This window comes from Streptomyces sp. NPDC089915 (assembly GCF_040684675.1).
Taxonomy (GTDB): domain Bacteria; phylum Actinomycetota; class Actinomycetes; order Streptomycetales; family Streptomycetaceae; genus Streptomyces.
In genome coordinates, this window is sequence record NZ_JBFBGN010000251.1 from 1 (window position 1) to 4,218 (window position 4,218).

At 67.1% G+C, this 4,218-nt stretch carries 3 protein-coding genes and 1 pseudogene; 2 read left to right on the forward strand and 2 right to left on the reverse strand.

Annotated elements, in window-relative coordinates; all coding sequences use genetic code 11:
• Positions 1 to 1,220: 1,220 nt before the first annotated feature.
• Together AB0O29_RS34305 and AB0O29_RS34310 are read left to right on the forward strand one after the other, a co-directional pair.
• Complete coding sequence (locus AB0O29_RS34305; RefSeq protein ID WP_042811490.1) at positions 1,221 to 1,937, forward strand: hypothetical protein; 717 nt, start codon at positions 1,221 to 1,223, stop codon at positions 1,935 to 1,937.
• Positions 1,934 to 2,407, forward strand: coding sequence for a hypothetical protein (locus AB0O29_RS34310; RefSeq protein ID WP_042811489.1), 474 nt, complete (start codon positions 1,934 to 1,936; stop codon positions 2,405 to 2,407). Before AB0O29_RS34305 ends, AB0O29_RS34310 begins: the two co-directional genes overlap by 4 nt.
• A gap of 144 nt (positions 2,408 to 2,551) precedes the next feature.
• On the opposite strand, the gene AB0O29_RS34315 is transcribed toward AB0O29_RS34310, so the two are convergent.
• Together AB0O29_RS34315 and AB0O29_RS34320 are read right to left on the reverse strand one after the other, a co-directional pair.
• The gene (locus tag AB0O29_RS34315; RefSeq protein ID WP_365159886.1) at positions 2,552 to 3,106 is read right to left on the reverse strand and encodes an XRE family transcriptional regulator; all 555 of its coding nucleotides are present in this window, start codon (positions 3,104 to 3,106) and stop codon (positions 2,552 to 2,554) included.
• 3 nt (positions 3,107 to 3,109) lie between these two features.
• Positions 3,110 to 4,123 (reverse strand): annotated as a pseudogene (locus AB0O29_RS34320) (transcriptional regulator); the annotation flags it as partial.
• Between the last annotated feature and the right edge of the window lie 95 nt (positions 4,124 to 4,218).

Genomic DNA, 4,218 nt, shown 5'->3' on the forward strand with positions numbered 1-4,218 from the left:
CTCTCCGCTTCGCTGCGGACTTCGGAAGGGACCCCGCCTCGCTACGCTCGGCGGAGGTGGGCTTCGCCTACCAGAGCAGGGCCTTCGGCCCAGTGACTCCTCCGCTCCGCTCCGGAGTAGGGGAGGAGAGATCGGGATCATGCCTTGCTGCGCTCGGCGGCAGGCGCCTCCGCAGACCAGAGCCGGTCCTTTGGCTCGGTGGGTCCTTTCTCCCTGTGCTCGTGGGTGTTCGGGTCCGCGGATTAGAGCGGGGCCTTCGGCACAGTGCCTGCCCTGTGGGTGGCCCTCGCCGGCCAGGGCTGAGCTACGGGCAAGGGGTGTTCTCTGTTTCGGGCTTGGTTGTGTGGGACCGGTTGGTTGCTGGTGAAGGCTGATTTGGGATCCTGTTTTGTGGGGGGATTCTGGTTGGTTTGTAGCTGATTTTGAGTGAGGTGCGTTCCGGTTCGTGCGTGGCTGAGGTTCTTGGGGCTTTCGTGAGTGTCTACTCGTACGGAGAGAGGTTAGGGGCTTTTGTGTCTCTGACTTGGTGGGGCCGGCGGGTGGAGCTTGAGGTTCTGGAGGGGGTGGTGTGGTGGTGGGTGGAGGGGTCTGGCTTGAGGCGTTGGGTTGGAGTGGTTGGGGTGTGGTGGAGGGTTGGTCGGGGTTTTGGGGGTGGTGTTAACGGCGTTAATGGTCGGTTGGGTGGGTGATTCAAAGTGATGTGGGGATAGAGATAGGAATCAGTCAGATTCTGCGTGGTTACGGACAGGGTGTCCGGTCCGTGACGGTGGGGTGGCTGGTGTGGTTCGGCGTCAGGAAGTGGGCTCCTGGTGGGGGTTCGCGACGGCGTTGAGTTCGCGCAGCGCGGCAGGAGACGGCCTATAGAGGGTACGGATATGCGTTGCCGCAGGTCAGAGGGGGTGTGGGGGGAAAGTTATGTCCCCTTAGGAGGGACATAACTGGGGCGATGTGTCGCTGGTGGGGGGACAGAACGGCTGCAAAACGTCAGTGGGGCTGACGGTTTTTGGGCTAAAACGTCAGCGGGGCTGACGTTTTTCGGGAGATGTGTCGTAGAACTGAGCCGGGGCGGGGTGGGGTTGGGTGAGGGTGGTCCCAGAGGGCCTGGCGGGGGGCTGTGGCCGAGATGTGTCCCCCCTGGGGGGACACAAGACACGCCGAACGTCAACGAGCGTGACATTAGTGTCACCCTTGTTGACATACTCTCTCTGCAGATCAACGAAGTGGAGAGCATCCTCGTGTCATCAGAAGCACAGCGCCGCCGGCAGAGTCCGTCGCGCGCGCCGCGTCCTGATCTGCCCGTTGATGACGCGATCTCGGCGTGGAGTCAGCCGCTGGCTCCGGTCAAGGACCTGGACAGTCTGGCGAAGCGGTACCCCAGCCGGAAGCTCACGCTGGACGGTGAGCGCAAGCCGCTGGAGTTCTACGGGACGCAGAGTCAGCCAAACGCGTTCTCGATGGACAGCCTGGAGTTCTTCCTGGTGATCGCCCAGTACTTCAGGGAAGCCTTGCCCCTGAGGCTCATCCTGCTGCTGATCGCGTGCCAGCGGGCGGGAGGGCGGATTCCACTTACGCAGGAAGAGATGGCTACGATCCTGGACGTCAGCCGGACAAAGACCTCGGAGGCGCTGCACACCGTCATGTCTCATGGGATCGTCTTCAAGGTGAGGCGGGGTGTGTACCAGTTCAACCCGCCCTACAGTTACCGGGTGGCCGAGTTCATCCCGGGAACCGAGACGGCGGGTGAGTTCGTGAAGGTGGAGCAGCACAGCACCATTTCGCAGATTCGCAGCGACACGAGTCTGCCGGACCTGGTGCGGTTCCCGTCGCTGGACCACATGCGGCAGGCAATCGAGGAACTGCGGGCCGAACGGTCCAAAGAGCGCGCTGCGCGCCGGCTGAGCCGGGCACAGCGCAAGGAAGAAGGGACAGCTCAGTGAGCACCTTGCGATTCGCTGCGGTCAACGCCGACGGGCTTCTCTCCGACCTCGACCTCCCGCCTGCCGCGTACCGTGTGCTGCTGAAGCTGCGTTCGCTGAGCGAGCCCGGCGGGCGGATCCTGATCGACCAGGCCACGATCGGGGGGCTGCTGGAGCTGAGCAGGCCGAGCGTCAACGCGGCTCTGCGGAGCCTGGAGCTGGCGAAGCTCGTGCGGAAGGTCAGGAACGGGGTGTACCAGATCAACCCGATGCTGGCCGGGTACAACTCCTTCGAGGACGCCGTCGCGGCCGTGAACGAGATGGCTCCCGACGAGCGGCTGGACGCGCGCGGGTACGTCGCCAGCTACCACCAGGCGGTGGCGGAGTATCAGGACCAGCTCGCCGAGCAGCGGAAGAAGCGGGCGGCGCAGGCCGCCGCGAAGAAGGCCGCGGAGTCGAAGCGTCGGCGGACCTTGCACGCTGTCGGGTAAGTAGCTTGAGGGAGGGGCCTGGGAAGGCTCCTGATGGCCTCTCAAGGGCTTTTGAGGGCCCCGGGATATCCCGGGGCCCTCAAAGGGTTTCAGGGGCTTGTGGGGGCTCCTGTGGCTTCGGGGTGGGGGGTCTCGGGAGGGTCCTCAGAAGGCGAAGTCCACGTAGTCGATGTCGGTGAACTCGACCAGGAGGCCGCCGGCGCGGGCGCCGTTGTCCTTGAAGTAGATCTCCTGGAGTGCCTCGGCCGTGATGTGGCGCAGCTGGGTTTCGGTGGCGCCGGTGTCCTGGGCCGTGAAGAGGCGGCGGGCGTACTCCGGGGGGAGGTGCTGGGTGATGCGGCGCATGCGGCCGTCGTCGGTGGTGCCGGGGGCCGCCGTGAAGCCGAAGCGGGCGCGGGTCTCGATGACGAGGCCCGTGGTGCGGGCGGCCTGCTCGCGGGCGCGCTTGCGGACCAGGGGCTGCCAGCGGCGGCGTACCTCGGTTTCCAGGCGGGCGGCCAGGGCGGGCTTGGGCTGCTTGATCTTGTTCGCTACGTAGCGCTCGACCGTGCGTTGGGAGATACCGAGGAGGGTGGCTACGTTTTTGGTGGACTTGAGTTGTTTGACGAGGTAGCGCATCTGTGCGCCCGCGGACTTGGGGATGGGGCGGGTGAAGTGCAGTTCGTCGGCCTTGGTGAGGCCGTCTGAGATGTCGGGCATGGGTTACTCGCCGTCTGCTGCCGCGTCGTGGCCCTTGATGTGGCGGGCGGGGTTGAGGTGTTCGTCGAGGAGCTGGACGGCCCACAGGAGGGGCTGGGTGCCCTCGTGCTTGACCATGCCGGGGCTGACGCCCAGGCGGAAGCCGCCGGGGAGGGGCTTGCCCTCGGGGGTGCGGGGGAGGAAGTCGAGGGGCCCGGGGCCGTCGGAGAGGTAGACCGCGCAGTCGGAGAGGACCGCGATGGGGTACAGGCCGGCCCCCGTGGCGAGCTTCTGCATTTTGCGGTGCATGTTGACGCGGGCCGTGGAGATGACGGCGGCGCGGATGTCGGGGCGCCAGGTGGGACGTTCGAGGGCGGGCCAGGGCTCGCCGGGGCGGTAGCCGGCGCCCTGGGGGCGTTCGCGGAGCTTGCCGATGCCGCCCTTGACCGTGGATTTGATCGCGGAGAGGACGGAGGAGGGGAGGGGGTTGTGCTGTTTGTGGGTCTCCATGGCGGTGAGGAACTCGGGTTCCGTGAGGGTGGTCGTCACGCCCATGTCGGCCATCGTGGCGAGGTAGGCGTCGCGGAGGCGTGAGTACCAGGCGTCGAGGTAGGGGCCGTGCTCCGGGCGGATCCAGGCTTCGGTGGGGTGGACGTCGTGGCCGAGCTCCTGGGCGTAGGCCAGGGTCGGGGTCGCGTACCAGGCGGGACCGGTGGGGGGCCTGCCGTGCGGGGTGAACGGGCTGGGGAGGCGGGGGTCGAGGGAGAGGGAGGAGAGGTCCGCGAGCCAGCAGCCGGGGAGCTTCGGGTCGAAGCGGGGGACGGTGGTGTGGAGCGCGGGGCCGATGCCGACGGTGAGGCGGTTCGCGGCGGCGGCGAAGGCCATGTTCACGTCGATGCCGACGGCGTGGGTTCGGGCGCACTCGGCGTCGGTGAGGAGCTCCGGGTCGCGGATCCAGTCGTACGCCTCCTCGTCGAGCACCTCGTCCGGGGTGCGCTGGTGGGAGCGCGGGTAGAGGGAGGCGACCACCGGGTGCTCGACGCATCTCGACCTGCCCGGCCTTGTCCAGCTTCTGCACCTCGGGCTCACCGGCCATCGCCAGCGCCCGCTCGGGGCGGCCGAGGCCGCGCTCG

Coding starts and splice junctions, on each gene's coding strand:
- AB0O29_RS34315 (WP_365159886.1), bottom strand. CDS start 3,106: ATGCCCGACATCTCAGACGGCCTCACCAAGGCCGACGAACTGCACTTC.